Origin of the sequence: Exiguobacterium sp. MH3 (assembly GCF_000496635.1) — a bacterium.
GTDB lineage: Bacteria > Bacillota > Bacilli > Exiguobacteriales > Exiguobacteriaceae > Exiguobacterium_A > Exiguobacterium_A indicum.
On sequence record NC_022794.1, the window covers coordinates 2,482,207 to 2,502,256 of the forward strand.

Annotated in this window: 24 protein-coding genes and 1 pseudogene; 8 read left to right on the top strand and 17 right to left on the bottom strand. The window is 40.0% G+C overall.

Annotated features, from left to right (window positions below):
- Positions 1-55 precede the first annotated feature (55 nt).
- From U719_RS13065 to U719_RS13100, 8 genes are all read left to right on the top strand, one after another.
- Complete coding sequence (locus U719_RS13065) at positions 56-562, top strand: competence protein ComK (RefSeq protein ID WP_023469249.1); 507 nt, start codon at positions 56-58, stop codon at positions 560-562.
- Between the two features lie 94 nt (positions 563-656).
- The gene (locus U719_RS13070; protein WP_023469250.1) at positions 657-2,504 is read left to right on the top strand and encodes a hypothetical protein; all 1,848 of its coding nucleotides are present in this window, start codon (positions 657-659) and stop codon (positions 2,502-2,504) included.
- Between the two features lie 11 nt (positions 2,505-2,515).
- The gene (locus U719_RS13075) at positions 2,516-2,806 is read left to right on the top strand and encodes an EscU/YscU/HrcU family type III secretion system export apparatus switch protein (RefSeq protein WP_023469251.1); all 291 of its coding nucleotides are present in this window, start codon (positions 2,516-2,518) and stop codon (positions 2,804-2,806) included.
- Positions 2,803-3,195: a flagellar export chaperone FliS gene (fliS, locus tag U719_RS13080; RefSeq protein ID WP_023469252.1), complete on the top strand. Its 393-nt coding sequence runs from the start codon at positions 2,803-2,805 to the stop codon at positions 3,193-3,195. The genes U719_RS13075 and fliS (U719_RS13080) overlap by 4 nt, the downstream gene beginning before the upstream one ends.
- Positions 3,192-4,079 carry a flagellin gene (locus U719_RS13085; RefSeq protein WP_023469253.1) on the top strand — a complete coding sequence of 296 codons (888 nt, stop codon included), beginning with the start codon at positions 3,192-3,194 and terminating at the stop codon, positions 4,077-4,079. The genes fliS (U719_RS13080) and U719_RS13085 overlap by 4 nt, the downstream gene beginning before the upstream one ends.
- Before the next feature lie 16 nt (positions 4,080-4,095).
- Positions 4,096-4,536, top strand: a complete 441-nt coding sequence (locus U719_RS13090) for a YaaR family protein (RefSeq protein WP_023469254.1) — start codon at positions 4,096-4,098, stop codon at positions 4,534-4,536.
- A gap of 24 nt (positions 4,537-4,560) precedes the next feature.
- Positions 4,561-5,229, top strand: coding sequence for a DUF2225 domain-containing protein (locus tag U719_RS13095; protein ID WP_023469255.1), 669 nt, complete (start codon positions 4,561-4,563; stop codon positions 5,227-5,229).
- Between the two features lie 28 nt (positions 5,230-5,257).
- A complete protein-coding gene (locus U719_RS13100) occupies positions 5,258-6,991 on the top strand; it encodes a GGDEF domain-containing protein (RefSeq protein ID WP_023469256.1) in 1,734 nt (577 codons plus the stop codon).
- Between the two features lie 38 nt (positions 6,992-7,029).
- Here the strand turns inward: U719_RS13100 and U719_RS16960 are convergent, their stop codons facing one another.
- The 17 genes and pseudogenes from U719_RS16960 to U719_RS13170 all read right to left on the bottom strand — a co-directional run bounded on the left by U719_RS16960 (position 7,030) and on the right by U719_RS13170 (position 19,929).
- Entirely contained in the window at positions 7,030-7,206 is a 177-nt protein-coding gene (locus U719_RS16960) for a hypothetical protein (RefSeq protein WP_023469257.1), read from the bottom strand.
- Between the two features lie 27 nt (positions 7,207-7,233).
- On the bottom strand, positions 7,234-7,587 hold the full coding sequence (locus U719_RS13105; RefSeq protein ID WP_023469258.1) for a hypothetical protein: 354 nt from the start codon (positions 7,585-7,587) through the stop codon (positions 7,234-7,236).
- On the bottom strand, positions 7,584-7,952 hold the full coding sequence (gene fliS / locus U719_RS13110) for a flagellar export chaperone FliS (RefSeq protein WP_023469259.1): 369 nt from the start codon (positions 7,950-7,952) through the stop codon (positions 7,584-7,586). Before fliS (U719_RS13110) ends, U719_RS13105 begins: the two co-directional genes overlap by 4 nt.
- A 12-nt stretch (positions 7,953-7,964) precedes the next feature.
- Positions 7,965-9,617, bottom strand: a complete 1,653-nt coding sequence (gene fliD / locus U719_RS13115; protein ID WP_023469260.1) for a flagellar filament capping protein FliD — start codon at positions 9,615-9,617, stop codon at positions 7,965-7,967.
- Positions 9,618-9,638: 21 nt separating this feature from the next.
- A complete protein-coding gene (locus U719_RS13120) occupies positions 9,639-9,995 on the bottom strand; it encodes a flagellar protein FlaG (RefSeq protein ID WP_023469261.1) in 357 nt (118 codons plus the stop codon).
- A 199-nt stretch (positions 9,996-10,194) separates the two neighbouring features.
- Positions 10,195-10,668 (bottom strand): IS3 family transposase, encoded by a 474-nt coding sequence (locus U719_RS16760; protein ID WP_144080704.1) that lies wholly within the window; start codon positions 10,666-10,668, stop codon positions 10,195-10,197.
- Positions 10,669-10,740: 72 nt separating this feature from the next.
- Complete coding sequence (locus U719_RS16765; RefSeq protein WP_144080705.1) at positions 10,741-10,992, bottom strand: IS3 family transposase; 252 nt, start codon at positions 10,990-10,992, stop codon at positions 10,741-10,743.
- Positions 10,993-11,000: 8 nt separating this feature from the next.
- On the bottom strand, positions 11,001-11,159 hold the full coding sequence (locus U719_RS17055; RefSeq protein WP_235147593.1) for a hypothetical protein: 159 nt from the start codon (positions 11,157-11,159) through the stop codon (positions 11,001-11,003).
- 18 nt (positions 11,160-11,177) lie between these two features.
- A pseudogene (locus U719_RS17130) lies at positions 11,178-11,372 on the bottom strand (helix-turn-helix domain-containing protein); the annotation flags it as partial.
- A gap of 261 nt (positions 11,373-11,633) precedes the next feature.
- Positions 11,634-12,671, bottom strand: coding sequence for a pseudaminic acid synthase (gene pseI / locus U719_RS13135; protein ID WP_023469263.1), 1,038 nt, complete (start codon positions 12,669-12,671; stop codon positions 11,634-11,636).
- Entirely contained in the window at positions 12,668-13,435 is a 768-nt protein-coding gene (locus U719_RS13140; protein WP_023469264.1) for a WbqC family protein, read from the bottom strand. The genes pseI and U719_RS13140 overlap by 4 nt, the downstream gene beginning before the upstream one ends.
- The gene (locus tag U719_RS13145) at positions 13,432-13,968 is read right to left on the bottom strand and encodes a GNAT family N-acetyltransferase (protein ID WP_023469265.1); all 537 of its coding nucleotides are present in this window, start codon (positions 13,966-13,968) and stop codon (positions 13,432-13,434) included. The genes U719_RS13140 and U719_RS13145 overlap by 4 nt, the downstream gene beginning before the upstream one ends.
- Positions 13,969-13,979: 11 nt before the next feature.
- A complete protein-coding gene (gene pseG, locus U719_RS13150; protein ID WP_023469266.1) occupies positions 13,980-15,041 on the bottom strand; it encodes a UDP-2,4-diacetamido-2,4,6-trideoxy-beta-L-altropyranose hydrolase in 1,062 nt (353 codons plus the stop codon).
- A gap of 18 nt (positions 15,042-15,059) precedes the next feature.
- Entirely contained in the window at positions 15,060-15,791 is a 732-nt protein-coding gene (locus U719_RS13155) for a cytidylyltransferase domain-containing protein (RefSeq protein ID WP_023469267.1), read from the bottom strand.
- A 9-nt stretch (positions 15,792-15,800) separates the two neighbouring features.
- Positions 15,801-16,982: a UDP-4-amino-4,6-dideoxy-N-acetyl-beta-L-altrosamine transaminase gene (gene pseC, locus U719_RS13160; protein ID WP_041255190.1), complete on the bottom strand. Its 1,182-nt coding sequence runs from the start codon at positions 16,980-16,982 to the stop codon at positions 15,801-15,803.
- 16 nt (positions 16,983-16,998) lie between these two features.
- Positions 16,999-17,967 carry a UDP-N-acetylglucosamine 4,6-dehydratase (inverting) gene (gene pseB / locus U719_RS13165; RefSeq protein WP_023469269.1) on the bottom strand — a complete coding sequence of 323 codons (969 nt, stop codon included), beginning with the start codon at positions 17,965-17,967 and terminating at the stop codon, positions 16,999-17,001.
- A gap of 45 nt (positions 17,968-18,012) precedes the next feature.
- Entirely contained in the window at positions 18,013-19,929 is a 1,917-nt protein-coding gene (locus tag U719_RS13170; protein WP_023469270.1) for a motility associated factor glycosyltransferase family protein, read from the bottom strand.
- Positions 19,930-20,050 lie beyond the last annotated feature (121 nt).

A 20,050-nucleotide genomic window follows, 5' to 3' on the forward strand; every position in this document is an offset into this window, starting at 1 on the left:
TCGTTAGTAATTACCTGTTTTATCCATTGTCCCATTTGAGGAGGATGTAGTCGACATGCGACCATTCCATAATGATGAAAAGTATCGAATCACGAAGCGGACCGTAGCGATCTTACCTTGCTACGACATGATGAAGCAGTCCATCATCGTGCTAGAAGATGGTTCTACCATCATGACGCCACTTCGACCGTATCAACTGTTGCAATTATCGTGCAGGCAGTACAATAGTTCTATTGAGGAACGGATCGTCACCGCAAAACGTGTCGCATCCGTGAAAGGAAAAGTCCCGATTGTCATCGAACCGTCACTCGGCCTCGTCTTTTTCCCTACCAAATCACCGAAACGTGATGATTGCGAATGGTACGCTTGGAGTCATATGATTGATGTCCTCGAAGAGGATGGACAGACTAAGCTGAAGACCCGCAATGGCATGATCCTTCCCGTGAACGCCTCTCCTTACATCGTCCGCAACCAAATGAAAGCAACAGGTGAGCTTATGGCTCGCTATCAACAATTGAACGCGATGACATTAGAGGAACGCTTTAATGCAATCAAATCTTGAAAAAACGAAGGTTGGGCGATATTTTCGCTCAACCCTTTTTCGTTTCTGCCGATATATAATAAGATGATGTATTTTGAAAAAAGGAGGACGTTTGATGAATATCCAGTTGAATCCAGCTCGTTCGACGGTACCTGCCGGACAAACCGTTCTTTCGGAGACGAAGACATATAAAGGAACCGTCTTGGAACAAACCGGACCGCATACGGCGCTCGTTCAGGTCGGACGGGATAAAATCGAGATGACATTCACTGGAGAAGTTCCGACAGGTGATTTCCAGTTTAAAGTAAAAGGTCAAACGGCAGAAGGTTATCTGATCGAACAGCTACCAGCTGTCTCAGGAACTGACGCTGAAACACCGTCCGCCGTCTCGATTCCGTCAAACGTCGATCCTGCTTTACTCGAAGGCGTGCCAGCAGAACTGAAACCGGCTGTCGCAAAACTTCTTGCGAGCGGTCAGTTGCCTCAAACACCGGAAGTCGTCGCCCAACTGGTAACGGCCCTTCAAGGCAGCTACAAGGATCTTGTCCTTGAACTCGTCTCGCGTCCTGACCACACGCTCCCACCAGAAGCGGAACTATTGATCGATAGTCTGTTAGCGACGACCGAAGAATTCGTCGATGTTCTTCCGGAACGCGACGCCTTACGCGACCAACCGACATTCGAAAAAGCCGTTGCGCTTGACGTCGCACGCGCTACTTTACCGACGCAGCGTGATATCGAAGACGCAACACCATTGCATATGCGTCAGTACATTGAACATTTACCAGCGAAGGAACGCCCCGCACTCATTACAGCGCTTGATCAAGGGGACGTCGAAACGGTCCGAAAACAACTGACGCCTCACTTCCCGCAAGCTCCACTTGAGCCGAAGACGAGTGTCCGCGAACAATTGATTGGTCTGACGGCGCGTGCCGCAAGTCCGGTCGATCCCGCAACGGCAACTGCGACGCGTTCAGCTCTGACGCTCGTCCGAGAGGTGACGCCTCGTTTAGCGGAAGTGACGAACGACTTCAAGAGCCAACAGCGAACGATCGTGTCACAACTACGACAAATCGAACCACTCGTCGAGTCCCGTCCGGTGCAAATGGTTGCTGTCATCGAAAGTACAGCACATCGCTTGAAGCAGATGTTCCAGCAAACGGACGCGATGTTGCATACGACGATGCGGGATGAAAAACAGTTGATTCACTTCTTATCGAAGCTCGAACGCGGCGCTGAACTCGCTTCCCTCGGTCGAGGAACAGAAGCGAAGGCACTACTGAAAGAAGTCCGGACGGGCTTTGAAGCCTTCCGCTACGCGCCAGCGAACGTCCGTCCGACCTATTTACCGGAATGGAACGCACCAAGCACACGAACGCCAAACGACGCACCGGCAAAGCTCATACCGTATGAGCCAAAACAAAATAGTCCACGGGTTCTACAAGAAACGGTTCAAAAAGCACTACAGCTGCAAAGCGCCGAGTTGAAGCTCGCTGCCCCAACTCTCAATCCGGAGGCTTCGAAACTTCAGTCATTCTTGACGACGCAACAGCAAATCAATAAGCCTGACAATCAACAGCAGTTGAATCAGATTCTGTTGTCGCTCCCAGTCCAGATCGTCGAAGCGACAGCCGGTCTTCATGTTCACCTTCAAAACAAGCGACCGGATGAAGTGATCGACTGGGAAAACAATACGTTGTACGTCCAACTGAATACGAAACGCCTCGGGGATATAGGCGTACGTGTCGAAACCGTCAACCGGAAGATGCAAATCACGATTGAAAACGATCTGCCGATTCTCGAGCGACTTGCTGCACCGTTCCTCGAACGAACGACGGATGCCTTAGAAGCGACCGGTTATCAGGATGTCCGGATCCAGTTCCGACCGTTCACGAAAGAAGAACGACAAGATGTCGCCACGCAAAAAGATGAGACACCAAACGGGTACGATTACCGGATTTAAAGGAGGAAGCCATGTACCAGAAAATCGATTTGAAGCACCGAAAATCTGCTGCCGTTCTGCGTTACGATGAAGCATCCGGACAAGCACCTGTCGTTGTTGCTCGCGCGACAGGACAAGCGGCAGACCGGATCTTGCAGGAAGCTCGCGCCAACGGAATCGCTGTTGAACACGATACCTCGTTACTCGGTCACCTGCTCAATCTCGACCTCGGGACCGCGATTCCACCGCAACTCTATGACGTCATGGCAGAACTCCTCTTATTGATCGAAGAACTGGACCACGCGAAAGGACGACAGACATGACAGAACAAGAACTGTATCAGATGACCCCACAACAATTGACGGAAAAGATGTTACAAGGACTCGTCTTTCAGTATGAACAGGCGATCACGGCGATTGAAGCAAAAGCGTTTGATCACATGAATGAACGTCTTCAAAAAGCCTATGCGCTACTGACGAAGCTCTCAGAAGGACTGCATGACGACGGCGGAATTATCACGTCTCAACTCGAAGCGTTGTACTTCTACCTCGGTCAACAGACACTGCTTGCTTACACAGAACATCACGTGCTCACAGAAGCACTTTTTCTTGCTGAAGAACTGCTGGTTACATGGCAAGCAGCAAGTACAAATAAGCGCCCGCTCGCTCGGGCAGCCCATCATGCAGGATATGAAAGGATGGCATACGAATGAAAATCTCAAACAATGTCCAAGCACTAAAGGCGTATCGTAACCTGACGGCGAATCAATTGAGTATTAAGACGACGATGGACAAACTATCGAGTGGACAAAAAATCAATCGGGCTGCGGACGATGCAGCTGGTCTCGCTCTTTCTGAAAAGATGAGGAATCGCTTGCAAGCCCTCGATAAAGCGGAACAGAACGTCCTTGACGGAATCTCGATGGTACAAACGTTAGAAGGTGGTATGACTGAAACACATAGTCTCTTGCAACGGATGCGCGAACTTGCCGTCCAAGCAAGTAACGGAACACTTGCTCCTGAAGACCGTTCTTCACTTCAATCAGAAATTGACCAGTTGACGAATGAAGTGACGCGCATCGCGAAGACGACTCAGTTCAACGGAAAAGATATTTTGACGGGTGACTTCAGTGAAGGAAAGAATGCTATCTTCATTCAATCGAATGCTGGTGCAAATGAAGGAATTTCAATCACTGTAGAAGACATGCGTGCATTATCACTTGGAATCAGTACCACAGTACGCCCTTCACCAACAAGTGCACAGCTATCAGAGACAAGTGGTTCGATAGAATACTCACTGAGTGTAATGACTCGTGAAAGTGCTGATTCAGCTATTTCTTTATACACCAAAGCGATTGATAGTGTCTCCAATCAACGAGCAAAACTTGGGGCTATCCAAAATCGCTTCGAAGCAACAAACTCCGTCCTCGGAATAAGTCGTGAAAATCTGACAGCATCTGAGTCGCGAATTCGCGATACCGATATGGCACAAGAAATGATGGAGTATGCAAAATATAATATCCTCAACCAATCCGGTATGGCCATGATTGCGCAAGCGAACGCGTTACCACAAGGCGTCTTGCAACTACTCAACTAAGAAGGGAGTGTCAGTTATGGACATTCGCCGCATTCAAGAAACCCAACGGCTCCAGGTAGCTCGGTCCGGTACTCGGGAAGTCGAGGCATCGACGACCTTCTCTGCCTTAATGCAGGATAAACGAGAACATAAAGGTTATGAACGTCTTCAGCAAAAGTTACTGCTTGTTGAAGAACATGGTCAACTCCTCGCTGAGAGTCATACGATCGAAAACCTAGAGAGCTACAAGGAGAAGATCAAGGACTTCCTGAAGGATGCACTGGATCAGTCACAACAACTAGAAGAGAAACGCGGCTTCAATCGTCGCGGACGAACAAAAATCTATAAAGTCGTCGAACAAGTCGATACGAAACTATTGCAATTGACGGACACCGTCTTATCCGGAGAATCAAGACGACTTGATATTTTAGATCAAGTCGGTGAAATCAAAGGCATGCTTGTCAACGTCTTTGTCTAATCCGACAACACGAGGAGATTATCCATGCCTGAGTTATATTCAAAAAAATGTAAGTGTACGTATTGCTTAAAAGAAACAGAGACGAAGCGTGTCTTGTCGCGTCATATTCGGGTCGAGCGAACGGATTTTGATAGTTTCGTCCATTACCAAGGATCGAACCCCTACCTGTACGAACCGATTCAGTGCTCCCACTGCCGCTTCATCTTTCATGAGTCGTTTGAAAAGTTGCGGACGGACGTGCGTCAGACGCTCGAAGAGCAAATCTTGCCGACGCTCCCAGTGTTACCGTTCGCAGCCACAGAACGAACGATTGAACAAGCTTTACAGTTGTATAAATTAGCACTCTATACCGCCCAAGTAACGGGACAAAAAGAAGCGATTCTTGCCATGCTCGGCGTCCGGATCGCTTGGATGTACCGGATACTCGGTGACGAAGCACAAGAATTGCAGTGGATGGAACGATCGGTCACAAAGTACGAAGCCCTGTATCTCAACTATACCGATGCGGTTCGTACCGGCATTCCCCACGATGTCCTGTTATTACGCATCAGTGATTTGTATGCTGTCTTAAAACGGACAGATGATGCAAAACAATGGTATGGTCTCATCTTCCAAAGTAAGATCGTGTCGGACCGGACAAAAAAAGAAGCACGGGAACATTGGGAATTGTACCGTGAAACACATAACGTCTAACGAAACTACATAAAAAGGAGGATCACGCATGCGACACATGTCTCGCGTCCAGTGGTATGTCATCGTTACCTACATTGCCATTCTCGGATCAAGCTGGTTTCATGCTGGTCCGATTTTTGCTGTCTTCAGTACGATTGCTGGACTCCTCTACTGCTCATGGGTAGCTCGTTCGTCCGGTACGTTACCGATTATCCGGCGAGCAATCGAGTGGTTCACGATCGGTATCACCTTGAACTTTGCCTTCAGCTTCTTACCAACTGCCTGGCATCCACCGGAGCTCGATACCGTCGTCAACCTGACGATTACCGGCTTTTTTATCCTGACGGCACGGACATTCGCGAAACAGATTAATTGGACGACGGTCCGGCGCTTACCGCTTCTTTACGTCGACGGGATTTTACTCTTCGGTATGACATTCGTCTTCGGCTATACGATCATCTTACGGTATATACCGGATATTGCTCGTTCTTCCATTGAACTCGTTGGGATGAGCGGTTTTGCACTTAGCTTCATTGCACAACTGTTCTTTTTCTTCTTACTTTATACGACCGGCTTACACAATAAATCGCATCGGTTACTGATTCAATCGATGCTGTTGTTCATCTTTGCAATTTTCGGTTACTATACGTTTTTCATCCGGAATCAGCTCGACATCGCCAGCTGGTTCTTCCCGTTGTATCCGGTCAGCTTATACGGTCTCTTGCAGTATTATCGAAAAACACACTCGCCCGAAGCCTCTGAACGATGGACAATCTCGTATCTTCCCTACCTCAGTCTCTTAATCGTCGTCGGTGGGATCTCGTATGTGTCGATCCCATCTACCATCTACTGGAGTAGTCTCATTGGTCTCTTCTCGCTCTTTTTCGTACGCCAATTTTTCTCCGAGCGTCAAAACACACGACTCTTGCGTGAGTTGGGCCTCTCGGAAAATGAGTTGTTGCAACGCGTCAACGAAAAAACGGAGCGCCTTGAACTGCGAAAGGAAGAGTACCGACGGCTATTTTTGAATCATCCGTACCCAATCGTTCGGATGGATGCCAACGGTCATGAAAAAGCGATGAATCCGATTGCGGAACAGTACTTTCCTGCCGGACAGCTTCCGGATCAACTGATGGAACAGATCGTTCCGATCAGTTGGCAAGGAACACCAATCGAACATCAACTAATGCAACTCGACGACGGGCGCGCTTTTGAAGTGACCGTCATTTCGATTCCGCGCGAGCATGACTTCTACATCATCTTAGCGGACCGAACACATGCTTTGACAGAAGAACGGATGCTACGTTCGCTCGGATACCAGGACGCGCTCACTGGATTACCGAATCGTCGTTACTTCGAGGAAGTTCTATCAAATGAATTACCACATTGGCAAGAAGGATCGTTATTGTTCATCGACTTAGATGGCTTTAAAGACATCAATGATCAGTTCGGTCATGACGCGGGGGACTTCGTTCTACAAGAGACCGCAAGACGGCTAGAAGCGGACCTACAGGAAGCGGAGATGGCAGCACGGCTTGGCGGTGACGAATTCATCGTCTTCTTGCATCGGAATCGAGCGGACACGATCCATTACGCAGAAAGTATTCTCAAGCATCTGAATGAGGTATTCCTTTATCAAGCGCAGACGATGCACGTCACGCCTTCGATCGGGATCGCACGTTACCCGGAAGATGGAACGACGACGAGTCTTCTACTGATTCGTGCTGACGAAGCGATGTACACCGTTAAACAAGCAGACAAAAATGCCTATCGCTTCAAATAAAAAGAACGGAATCCGCAGATTCCGTTCTTTTTATCGTGTCATGATTCACGGCGATACTTTTCTTCCTCATACACATCCGGTTGTTCCGAAATCGGACGCTCGAGCGCTTCCCACGATTCGGTCTCGACATCCGGTTCAATGAACTGATCATACGAACCGTCCGATTGGAAATAGGTTTGTGGGACACGGCGTTTACCCTGCTCTTGTTTCTTCACGAAAGATTCCTCCCTCACGCAAAAACATTACTGACGCGAATCAAAATACGGTGAAATCGTACCCTCGACCTCTTCATAGGGGTCAACATAAGACCGACGATTTGTTTGTTTCTTTCGAATGCGACCTAATTGTAATCCTAATTTAGCTGTTTCAGCAGATAATTTCAAGTCAATTTGTCGACTATCATCAACTAGCTCCTGAATGATCGTTTGATTGGCTTCAGCCAACAAGTTAGAATGTGCTGCAATAAACGCTTCGCGTTCATCAAGTAAATGTTGAATCTTATTGATCCAGTCATCATAACTTTCATCGTTAGGTATTTGATCAAGTAATTCCATTAGTCGTTTCGTCTTGAGGCGAAGCGGATCAAGCGGGCTCATCGTTGCTTCGCGAGTTTCATCGCTTCTTTCCAAGTCTCACGGAATTCTTCTGCAAATCCAATGACTTCATCAATCGCAACGATATCATTCTTGATATTCGCATCGATTAATCGTACTTGCATATAATCGTATAAAGCATTTAAATCTTTTGACAGTGCAATCGACTGATTAAGCGTCAATTGAAGTTCACTGATGATCGCTTGCGCCTTTTGAATATTTGTATTTTTTTGTTCAATCATTCCTTGTTCAATTGCTTGCTTTGAAAGCATCGAAAATTTAATCAACCCTTCGTATAACATAAGCGTTAAATCTTGAGGTAACGCAGTAGTTACTGAGTTTGTTTGATAGGATGCGTATGGGTTCATCTAATTCTCTCCTTACTGTCCTAAATAGGAAGCTAACGATGCAGATTGGCTATTCGCCTGATTCATTGCTTTCTCCATAGCTGCAAAACGACGATAATAGGAATTTTCTTTAGTGGTCAACATATCATTTAATCGTTTAATTCGTGAATCCATTTCAGTCATTTCACGTCCCATGGAATACGTAGGCGATCCAGCCCCTTCGAAACCAGCAATACGCGTAATATTAGTTCGTGCGTCAGCAGCTGCATCGCGTATTTGAGGAAGTAGACCTTTTTCTGGATTCGTAAATAATTGATAAACCTCTTCAGGATTGCGTTCAATCGCAGCTTTCAATTTTTCTTCATCTAATTCAATTTTGCCGCCATTCGTAAAATCAGAACCTGTCGCTAAACCAATTTGATACAATTGACTTGCTTCTTTACTGTTTGTCGTTGCTGTAGATGAAGTCCATTTTCCTCTTAACGAATCCATGGCACCTCGAACGATCGTATCACTTTTGAGCATGCCACTCATTGCTTTCTCTTCCCATTTTTTTATCTCGTCTTCAGATAGTTCGTCTCTTTGAGCCTTTGTTAAAGGCGTAAAAGTACGATAGCGCTCTTCACGTGTTTTTTTGTTCATCAAATCAATTGATTCATTATACTTATCAACGAAACCTTTGATATTATCAAAAATCTTTTGAGTATCAGTCGCTGAAGATAAATTTACTGCCTTTCCATCTGTAAATGCTGATTTCAGTGAAATCGTCAGATTATCGATGATGAAGGTATTTGATGATTGGATTAGATCAATACCATTGATCTTCACTAATGCATCTTTTCCAGTAGTATTCGATGGTAAATTGAATAATGTTTTCGAGGCACTATCCGTGAATTCAATAATTGAAGAAGACCCTGTCGACTTCCCGGTAATGGATATCTTTCCTGATGCTTCATCAAAAAAAGCACTAACACCCGTTTTAGCTCCGTTTAAAGCACTAATTACATCTTTAAATGTAGCATCTTGATCAAGAAAAACAGCTTGTGGCTGTCCCGTAGAAGAAGTACGTAATTGTATCTGATATCCGGCTTCATACTGAACAGTTGCCCCTTCTGGAATAACGACTCCATCATCAAATGTTATTTTCCCAGTTGAAGCATCAAATGTATGGGCAAGCGTTAACGCATTTCCATCTTTATCCTTAAAAGAAGGAGCATTATTTGGTAAAGGCTTAATGGTAATCTCCTTTGCGGAAGTAGATAATACCTGACTTCTTTTCCCAACATCTAATCCTAGTGTAGAAACTGCTGTCGTATTTTTAACAGCATTTCCTCCATTGCTCACCGTCTCTACATGCGATGGTGATGTTGCTAATTGTGTAACAGAATCAATTGAGATAGCGGTGTTTCCACTAGATGGTCCACTGACGACCGTAGCTTTACTTTCATCTGAAGAAGTCGCTTTTTTAGCATAAAAGTTACGGCTAAATATCAAATCAACTGCACTACTACGCAAAGTCAAGAGGGAACGATTGATTTCACGATAAGCGTCTCGCTTCCATTCTGTCACTTGCTTTTTCTGCTCTAAGCGATCGACTGGAACACGCTCCGCCTGCATTAACTGCTTAATTACACTATCAGTATCAATTCCACTTGCTAAACCACCGAATCGAATAGGTGATGACATAGTACTCCTCCTTTTGATGTGTTAAATTCGCTGATCAAAAAGATGATTGAATTCCATAAAAGCAGCAAAAAAATCCAACGACTTCTTACTAGGAATTTCACGAATCACTTCGTTTTTTGAATCAACAATTTGAATATAGTAATCGTTTAATTTTTCATGTTTTACGAATTTCAAACCAGTACGTTGCTGTTCTAATACGCTGTTCGCTTTTTCCACAGCTGTTTCTAGTTTTGTAATATGCTGTGGAGTAGGCAACACGATGACTCCTTCTTCAGCGAGTCGATCCTGATTTGCCTCAACAAACACACTTTTAGTTTGTTCATAAGGTAAAACGGAAGACGGTAAATGGAGCCTTACTTCAGATAAGGTCGGATTCATAGATTTCTCCCTCACGTTTTTATTCTCATGTTTTATATCGACCAAAATGTAATTTTTTTAAGTTTTCTTTTTAGTTATCTCAATCAGTGAAAATAAAAAAAGTGATATGCTCCCCAAAGAGTAGACAGTTGAAATATCAAAAACTGTCCACTTTTGAACTGAACCAGAAAAGTTAGACAATAAATAATTTAATCATTTGTCAGGCGACCTTGAGGACCTGAGTCCGGTATTCCACCGGGCTCAGGTTTTTTAGTCGTCTGTTGATACGAAGATGGTTATAGTACTCGATGTAACGCTCGAGCTCACATTTGAAGTGGTCCATGTCATTGAACTCCTTGAGGTACAGGAGCTCTGACTTGAGCACGGCGAAGAAACTTTCGATGGCTGCGTTGTCGAGGCAGTTGCCCTTACGGGACATGCTTTGCGTAATGCCGTGCTCGTGAAGCGTACCGACGAACGCTCGATATTGATAATGCCACCCTTGGTCGGAATGCAGAATCGGTCGGGCTTTCCCGTCGAGCTTCCCGATTGCCTGATCCAACATTTCACCAACGAATTGATAGGTAGAGCGGTCCGATAGGGTATAAGCAATGATCTCACGGTTTCCCAAGTCCATCATCGGCGAGAGGTAGAGCTTCTCCCCGAACAGGTGAAACTCAGTGACGTCAGTCACCCATTTCTAGTTCAGACCGGTGGCCTTGAGTCACGTTGGAAAAGATTCGGTACGACCTCTCCGACTCGTCCTTTATAGGAGCGGTATCGTTTCATGCGGACGGCGTACGGTCTTCGGATCGTGCCGGAAGCCTTGGCGTTCGAGAAGTGCGTGGATGCGACGATAGCCACATCGTCCCTCGTGTTCGTGGAAGAGGGTATGGATAGCTGTCTTCACCTTCGCATACTTGTCCTCGCCCGTCAGGCGCGTCCGCCAATAGTAATAGACGCTTCGTGCCATGCCGAGCACGCGAAGGAGTCCCGGAACAGGATAGACTGACCGCAATTCGTCGATTACTTGTGCCTTGATCCGGTTCGTCGCGCATTCTCTTCTTGAACCAAGGCTTTCAATTTTTTTAACGCAGCGTTCTCCATCTCGAGATACTCGATCCGCTCTTTGAGCTTCTCGACTTCTGTCATCTCTTCAAATTCCTTCTTCTTGCGTCTCGCCATCGGGGCACGTCCTTTCGGTCTGGCTACCAGACCTGCGGTCCCTTCCCGTTCATACGTCGATCGCCATCTCGAGATCATCCCCGAGGAAGAAATTCGGTATTTTACGACCGTCTCTCTATTGGATAGCTTATTGGTCGCCATGTCGTTTAATACCTCCAGTTTAAATGCCAGCGAGTGTGTTGTATAGGAAGGATCGAAGATCGTTTCCCCCAACGCTCATAGAGACGTGACCACTCACGGACCAGGTTACGCGCTATCCCAAATTCTTTCGCCACACCTCGGTATCCGTCTCGTCCTGTCAGATAACGCTCAGCAACCTGGACTTTAAACGTCTTCGTATATTTGACCATAAAAAACACCCCATAAAAGTTGGATTTTTATGTCCAACTTTTATGGGGCAGTTCAATTACGAAATGAGGGTTTATCTACAATCTGAGAAGTAGAATCTACCTCTCTAAAAGATATAATTTATATTTAGTTAATCTGATCCCATTGCAGAGGAGTTCCACGTTCGATATCAAATCGCGCTGTTTTTCCAATAATAGAATTCATGTATTTAGGAGGTAAACCGTGTCCTGGCCGAATCGATCTAATATTTCTTTTGGTAAACTTTTCACCAGATTTGATGTTCTCTACTATAAAAAGTGAACGAGAAAATTTGCGACTTTTAATTTTCTTTTCACTTAAACTATAGTCAACTTTTCCAAGTGATGCTTCTGCATCACGTACAGCATCTACCATAGATTTAAATTCTTCAGGATCAAGAGAAAATGAAGCGTCTGGACCTCCAATTGCTTTATCCAAAATAAAATGCTTTTCGATTACTTTAGCACCTAATGTTGTCGCAACGACTGGTGCTATAATTCCTAGCGTATGATCAGATAAACCAACTTCTACTTGAAACGTTTCCTTCATATTCTGCATAGTTTTTAAATTTGCTTCTTCGATTTTAGCTGGATATTCAGAAGTACACTGTAATAAAATAATTTGGTCATTATTCATTTTACGACATGCTTCAACGGCATCATTAATATCATTTATACTAGCAAGTCCAGTAGAAATCAAAACGGGTTTTCCTTTTGAAGCTACATGTTCAATTAATGGTAGATCAAAAATTTCAAACGATGCAATTTTATAAGCAGGAACATTCAAATTATCTAAAAAGTCAACTGCAGAAATATCAAAGGGACTCGAAAAACAAATAATCCCAATCTCTTTTGCATAATTTATTAACTCTTTATGCCATTCCCACGGTGTATATGCTTCTTTATATAAATCATATAGATAAGTACCATCCCAAATTGAACCATTATTTAACTTAAAGAAATCATTATAACAACGCAATGTAATTGTATCTGCAGTATAAGTCTGTAGTTTTATGGCATTTGCTCCAGACATCTTAGCAGCATATATAGTCTTTTTCGCAATATTTATATCTTTCCCATGGTTAGCCGATAATTCTGCAATTATGAAGGTATTTCCATTATTTATAAGAAAATTATCAATTTTCATAACAATTCACGACTTTCTATTATAGTATTCTGATATTCCATACAGGGTTGATTTCTTCTATTTCCTGACCTAATAACCTCAAGAGCATTTTCGAATCCTATATTAAATAATAAATCTAAAATACTTAGATAAGGAATAAATCTACCTTTATTTTGATCATAAATAGGATGCTCATAAGAATGATAATATAATTTTATATCATTACTCTCGATTTTACCTCCCGGATTTTTCGCCTCTATATAACATGCAGAACCTTTAGGTGATAAATAAGCTTTAGATCCAATAGATTTACAAATAGAAGCTAACAATAAATCCTTATCTCCATATTTATTATCAATTTCTGAGGATTTTTTCATATTTGTATTAATTCCAATTTCTTTACAAATATTAACAATTATATATATATTAAAATCAGCCAAATTACCTTTATATCCTAATATTTTTTCGGTGAAAAAAGGAAGTACTAAATCATAAAATTTTGTTTTTTGATAACAGTGCATAATTGACTTGATATGTTGAATTCTCCACGATATGTCATCATTCGGTTCTGCATTGTTGATGTAAGTGTCTTCCCTCGTTCTTTTTTTCTTAATAGGTACAGTCAACATTAGTTCGCCATTTGAATCTTTGATTTTATTTCTAACTTGCCAACTTCTTTTCGTTAACTGCACATCATCTAAAAATACAAATGTATCTACTTGATCAATCATAGAAAAATATCCTAACCAAGGTAAATATGTAGGTTGCATAATTGCACAAATCATTTTATACCCTCCTTAATTAACCACTCCTCTTTCAATATAGAATATCTAACCTGATTTTTGTAATTATTTTTATAATAGTGAGATTCTCTTTCAATACCCTCTTTAGTAAATCCTAAATTTTCATATAAAGAAATCGCTTTATAATTTGTTGAAAAAACATTTAACCATAAACGATGAAATTTGAGGTGATGAAATACAAAATTCATCATTACAATTAATGATGATTTTGAGAGTCCTTTTTTTCTATATCTTTTATCTCCTATATAAATTTGAAAAAATGCAGATCGGTGATTAGGATTTTTAAATAAAATCAAATTTCCACAGTGTTCATTTGATTGTTTCTCATAAATAGCCCATAAGCAAACATTATTTTGATCCTGTAACCACTTACGATGTTCTTTTAAAGTTATATTTTTTGTTAACCCAAAATCGTGTTTAGTTTCACTATCATTAAGCCATTTTACAGTTTTCTTATTATGTTTTTTATTATATGGAATTAATTCAACATTATCATTGGATAAATAATAATTCACAAATATTCTCCTTAAAATCTTAATATGGAAGTTAAAATTCTATTTGTCCCTAATCCGTCGACACTATTTTGACCAATAACAAACATTTCATTAAGTACTTTTTTTTGGTTAAGAAAAATTCTTGCTTTCAATAGAAAATCTTTTGAATTTATTTTTGAAGCATCTCCTATATAGAAACAAAAGTGATCACTAGATAAATTCTCTAAGATTTTTTTTTGATTTATATTCGTGTATAAATAAGCAGAAGGTAATCCTATACAAGCTCTTTCCCAAGTAGTTATTCCAGGAGATCCGATGGCAACATCACATTCCGACATATATTTAGCCATATCTGAAACATTATGTTCTATTTCAATTTTTTCACCATAAATACTTTTTATATAATCCAATTCTTGACTATACGTATATCCAGACGCGGTAACAACCTTTAAAACTACTTCGTCTATGTTTTTAAGAATCAATTCACTAAATTTACATGTATAATTATTAATATCATTGCCACCAAAAAAAACGTGAATTTTTATTGGCTTACTAATTGTTAAATACTTTTTTCTATATTTTATAAACTCTGGCTTTAAAATAGCGTATTCAGTTCCACATAACAATTTTACATTCTCATCTACTAAGCTATCGTATCTTTTAGTGTTTTTAGAATATGTAGAATCGATAAGCAGATCACATTCATGTTTTCTATCGGCCAAGTCATCTATAACCAATATTTTCCCTGTATGTGGTCTGACTATTTTTTCCCATTCAAAATCTATCATATAATGGTCTACAATTATCCAATCTACAGTTTTAGTTTGTTTTTTTATTATATCGATTGTGCGCATTGCATCAATATTAGCATTAGATACATTTTTATTTTTATTTTTTTCAATTTCCAAATTATTTATAATAAAAACTTTAAAACCTTTACTTTGAATGAATTCTATCAAGTCGCCTATACTTTTTTTACAAATAAAAGAACACTCTATACCGTTTTTAGTTAATTCCTCTGCCAATGTTAAGCATCTTGCTACATGACCAGTACCTATCTTTAGTGATGCATCTACTCTGAACTGAATATACATAAAAACACCTTTTGAACTTTAGATTTTTTTTTGTTCAACATGACAATTGACAAGTAATAAGTTAGGATTATTTTTCAGAAAATTTAGGACATCGTCCAGAAAAAAATTATGCTGTCCATGATATAGTTTTAAATAAATTTTTTCTAATAAATTATAATCTTCCAAAGTATCTAAAGTAAGTCTTAAATTAGAATGATTTACGTCAGACTTATAGATATCAGTTGAGTTACTATTTTCATATATATAAGGAGTAACATGTTCTAATTGATATTTTTTATATGCATTATGAAATGCTTTTTCCAAACTTTCGAAAGGAAAAATTTCCACATCAAGACCTCTTGGATATGTTCTTTCATTTACGTTTACACCCGTATTATTCATTATATCAACATTAATCATTTTATATTTACATATGATATCGTCAATAATTTTATGATCAATTAAAGGACAATCCGAAGTAATCCTAACGATATGATCAGCATCACTTGATACTGCAGCTTGGTAGTAACGTTCTAGTACGTTTTCAGAACTTCCACGAAATACCTTTACCCCATAACGTTTGGCTTCTACTTCCACTACATCATCTTCTTTTAAAACTGTAGTTGCTACAATAATTTCATCTATTTCTCTCGATTGTTGTACGCGTTCAATCACATGATTCAAAACCGTCTTCTCTTTTAACTTCATCATGATTTTTCCAGGTAACCGTGTTGATCCCATTCTAGCTTGAATGATTGCTACTGTTTTCATCAGACCTCTTCACTTTCTATACTGATTCAGAATTTTTATAACTGCGATAATGACATCATTAATATCATCTATACTCATTTTAGGAAAAAGTGGAAGTGTCAAAATTTCTTCGTATAATTTCTCAGCAATTGGATATGTCTCTTTATCGTAACCAAGTTGCTGATAGTAAGGCATCTTGTGAACAGGGATATAATGAACGTTGACCCCGATATTTTCTTTCATTAGTTCTTCGTAGATCACTTTTCTAGAAACTTTCATTTTTTCTGTTTGAAGTCGAATGATGTATAAATGCCAACTTGAATCACCGTCAGGATGTTGAGCAGGAATACGAATCTCATCCCTACTTTCAAATGCTTCATTATATAAAGAAACATAATGTTTTCTTCTCGATAAGAAGCGATCTATCTTTTTTAATTGATTTGCTCCAAGAGCTGCTTGTATATCTGTCATTCGATAATTGAAACCTAAAGACTGCATTTCATAGTACCAAGACCCATGAGATTCGGTCATTAACTGCTGATCTTTGATAATGCCATGTGAACGGAATTGTAATAATTTTTGATAATAGCCGTCATCGTTAGTCGTAATAACACCACCCTCACCCGACGTGATGTGCTTTACCGGATGGAAGCTAAACATCGTCATATCACTTAATCCACCAATGCGCTTCTTTTTATACGAAGCACCTAACGCATGTGCAGCATCTTCAATAACGACTAAATTGTGTTCTTGAGCGAGACGATGAATTTCATCCAACTCCGCTGGTTGTCCAGTAAAATGGACTGGAATGATTGCTTTCGTTTTTGATGTGATTTTTTCTTCAATTTGCTTAGGATCTATATTGTAGGTACTATCATCGATATCAGCAAATACTGGAGTTCCTCCCTGATAGAGTACACAATTCGCACTTGCAGCGAACGTCATAGGGGTCGTAATAACTTCATCCCCTTCTTGAATTCCTGCCGCAAAGCATGCGCCATGTAAAGCTGCCGTTCCATTCGAAAAAGAAACTGCATACTTTGCTCCAACGTAATTAGCAACTGCTTCTTCAAACTCCAATATGGCAGGTCCTGTTGTCAGAAAATCACTTTTCAATATCTTTACGACAGCCTCGATATCATCATCTTCAATCCATTGTCTACCATAAGGTAAAAATGTATCTCTTACTGGTACTTGACTCACTGTAAACATCTCCTCATCAAGCTATTCAGTCTGTCACTAGTGCCCGTAGATCTTCTACACTCAACCAGTCATCGTTCACATTACTTATGTAAGTAAAACCTTCTGGAAGAGATGTGCCGCCATTCATATGTTCATTACTCCACCATGGGAATTCTGGTTGAATTACAAAATGGTCCGCATATTCTAGTGTATGGCGAGCATCATCTTCGGTAATCATTGCCTCATGCAATTTTTCTCCAGGTCGAATACCTACGATTTCAGTAGTACATTCCGGCGCAATCGCTTTAGCTAAATCGAGAATATTCATACTTGGGATTTTAGGAATGAAGATTTCTCCACCTTTCATTCGTTCTAGACTATCAATCACGAATTGTACACCCTGATCCAAAGTGATCCAAAAGCGTGTCATGCGCTCGTCTGTAACCGGAATGATCGTCGCTCCATCCTCTTTCAATTTTTTAAAGAACGGCACCACGCTACCTCGACTACCAACTACATTTCCATAGCGAACTACAGAAAAACGAGTTTCTTTATCCCCAGCGTATGAATTCCCAGCAACGAACAATTTATCAGAAGCTAATTTCGTTGCACCATATAGGTTGATTGGACTCGCCGCTTTATCTGTACTTAAAGCAATGACCTTTTTTACACCACGATCAATAGCAGCTTCTATGATATTTTGTGCTCCATGAATATTTGTCTTAACTGCCTCAAATGGATTATATTCGCATGCTCCGACATGTTTTAACGCTGCCGCATGGACAACAATGTCGACGCCATCAAAAGCACGATATAAGCGATCCTTGTCTCGAACATCTCCGATGAAAAAACGAACTCTCGAATCCGTAAATTCTTGAGCCATTTCATACTGTTTTAATTCATCACGACTAAAGACAATGACTTTTTTTACGTTTTGTTTAAGTACTGATGCTATAAACTTTTTACCAAATGAACCTGTTCCACCCGTAACTAATATTGTTTGATTTGTAAACACCTTTAAATACTTCCTTTCTAATCTAGAGTGGCGCGATTGAACGTTTTATCTTTTATTTTTTGCGTAATTGTTATCCACATAGGTTTGCTTAATCGTATAAATCTGATTTTCGAGTTCTTGAATCGCGTCAAACATTTGCGATAAAATTGACAAGCGCATTGCACTTGTTTGATTATACCGATTATGGAGTTTAATTTTATTTTGTATTATCAATAAGTTAACCAGCTGAAGGGGCATAATGTGTGAGCGAAAAGATGGTGTTTCAATCATCGCATCCCAACCACGTAGTACTTTTTCAAATTCATTAACAGTCACTGCTTTTTGATTCATTATGCGATACAACTTTTGTTTTAAGTTCTGTAATCGTTGAATGACGCTATTTAACAAATCTTGTACATGCTCAATAGGAATGTATATTTCCTTTTCTTCGACTTTTTCGATATTCTGTTTCTGAATCGGTTCTTCTTTAAGCGTTTCAAGAGGTTCGTAAGTAACACCTTCAATAACTGCACCTTGTTCAGCATAATTGATTAACTTTCTAGAAAGTCCAGGATATGTCTTAATTAAAAACTGATAATTACTTAAAAAGCCAAATAAAACTGGAGTCGTTTTTCCTATATCCCCATTATTTAGTTCGATGTCGTATAACATATCATGAAATTGACCATCTGTAGAGGAAGCTTGTTTGACTGATGCACTATAATATTCTCCATTTCTTAATGCTAGATCTTGTCCTATCAGTCCAATTGAATCAAATCCCAAATGGTATGAAAAAGCAACGGCAGCCAAAGCTACAGTTGGATAAGTATTAAACTTTGTTTTCGAGTAAGCTAATAATTCTTTTGTAATTTGTGAATCAGCGTATGGAATAAGAACTCCTTTTGATTGCTTTGGAATTTGATGATTTACTTGTAAAGAATAGACAAGAGGCACATCTAGTTCAATATCTTTAAAAAAGTAAGCATTAGCTTCTCCAGCATCTGTTGATATAACAAAATCAGGTCGAATACCATTTTCAGTTAATGCTTTAACAGTCTGTCCAATAGCAACAATGTAATAAGAATTCTGCGCTTTTTGTAAATAAGGGATAGCTTCCTCTAATGATGGCCCCCCTGCAATCATAAGAGCTTTAGTCCCATTATATTTCTGTTTTAAATAATCGATATTTACAAGACGATCGGTATTTTCTTTTAAGAAAATAGTATTATAAAAATATTCAACATACCATTTTTCTGTATATAATTTCCTAGTGTTTAAATCTATATGGCACTCATTTAAATAGCTTCGGACAAGCTTCAATAATTCTAGTAATTCTAAAGTATTCTTATAAAGAGGATGCTTAATAACCTCAGTTTTCAAGCCAACAAATGATTGAAATTGTGATTGTAATATTGATTTGTTATTTTTTCCAGACTCAATAAAAGATAGGACAGAAGTACTTTTAACTATAGATGGTAATTTAAACGGATCAATTGTTAATACATGATAATTTTTCGACAATCTTTCGTGTAATGTTCCACTTCCATAACCTATTAAAATAATAGCTTCAGTTTCATTAGAAATTGTTGACTTTAAGCGCTCAAATTCTAAGTCTACTTCGTTAAGAAAATAGTAGTTCTCATCATGTTGTTTAACAACTGCCATTTTATTCCCAAGATATACGAAAGGAAACACAATTTGATTTTTATGCTGTATAGCTATTAGAGATTCATACTCCTTAATTAATAATTGTAAATTATCATAAACAATGTTAGCAAATAGCTTCTTATTATCTTTTTTTATATTTTGAAGTTTAAACACATCTTCTTTAGTTCGAATCCCGTTAGAATGTATATTTTCCCCGAACAATCGAATCATCTCAACAATCTCATCGAATACATCCCATGATTCATTTTCGACAAGTAGAACAATTTGATTAGAGATATCACGAAGCTCTTTCATGATGTTTTGTAATTGAGACATAAGGTACTCCTTTATTTTTCAATATATATATATATTATACAATTTTAATATATGAATATCGATAGACTGATCATTTTATTTAAAAGGGGAACAGACAGTGTCTGTTCCCCTTTTAATGTGA